The organism is Candidatus Deferrimicrobiaceae bacterium, assembly GCA_035256765.1.
Taxonomy (GTDB): domain Bacteria; phylum Desulfobacterota; class Deferrimicrobia; order Deferrimicrobiales; family Deferrimicrobiaceae; genus CSP1-8.
In genome coordinates, this window is sequence record DATEXR010000039.1 from 1 (window position 1) to 1,106 (window position 1,106).

At 66.0% G+C, this 1,106-nt stretch carries 2 protein-coding genes; both read right to left on the bottom strand.

Features of this window, described 5'->3' with window-relative positions:
- A partial coding sequence (locus tag VJ307_01335) for a phosphoadenosine phosphosulfate reductase family protein (GenBank protein HJX72770.1) occupies positions 1–428 on the bottom strand: 428 nt, incomplete at its 3' end.
- A gap of 2 nt (positions 429–430) precedes the next feature.
- Positions 431–1,106 (bottom strand): phosphoadenylyl-sulfate reductase (locus tag VJ307_01340; GenBank protein HJX72771.1); only part of this gene is annotated, 676 nt, incomplete at its 5' end.

The following is a 1,106-nucleotide window of genomic DNA, read 5'->3' on the forward strand; positions in this document are numbered from 1 at the left end:
GAGAAGACCCGCTCCTTGGCCCGCGACCCCTCCTCGTCCCGGCGGATCCCGAGGAAGACCCCCTTGAACCCGTGCTTCTCGAGGACCTGCTGCAGCCCCTGGGTCTTGAGGGAATTGCAGCAGAGAAACCGCCCCTTCGCCGGCTCCATCCCCGCGCAGAGCGCCTCCTCGTTCCGGCCGACGATCAGGTCCACGCCCCATTCGCGGGCCATCCGGTCGCGGTACACGATCATCCCGGGGTGCTTGTAGTTCGTGTCGATGTGAACGAGCGGGAAGGGAACCCGGCCGAAGAACGCCTTGCGGGCCAGCCACAGAATCGTCGTCGAATCCTTCCCGATCGACCACAGCATCGCGAGGTCCCGGAACTTGCGGAACGCCTCGCGAATGATGTAGATGCTCTGGTTCTCCAGGGCGTCGAGGTGGTCCATGCTCACCGGTCTCTTTTCTTGCGCCCGCGGGGCGGGACCGGCGGTTCCTTCCGGTCGGCCCCGTGAGAAGATTGGTGGAGCCCGCACTCCTTGCGCTCCGGGCTCTCCCACCACCAACGTCCCGCCCGGGGATCCTCTCCGTGGAGTATGGCCCGCGTGCAGGGGGCGCAGCCGATCGAGGGGTACCCCATGTCGTGCAGCCGGTTGTAGGGAAGGCCGCGCTCCCGGACGAACGACCGGACCTGTTCATCGCTCCAGTCGGCCAACGGGTTGATCTTGAGGATCCCGCCGTGCCCCCCGTCGATCTCGAAAACCGGCAAGGCCGCCCGGGTTACGCTCTGGTCTTTGCGCTGCCCCGTCACCCATGCCCGAAGTCCCGACAGGGCGCGGGCCAGGGGCTCCACCTTCCGGATCCGGCAGCACCCGTGACGGTTTTCCAGACTTTCCCGGAAGGAGTGGAGTCCCTTCGTCCGCTCGAGTTGCTCGACCGCCTCCCTGTCCGGAAAATGCCACTCGATGGAGACACCAAGGTTCCTCCTCACGGCCTCCGCCGCCTCGTACATCTCCTTGTTGAGCCGCCCGGTGTCCAGGGCAAATACCTGCGCATCCGCCCGGATGTCCGTCATCATCGCGATGAGGACGATATCCTCCCTGCTGAAGCTCGACGCGAGGGCGATG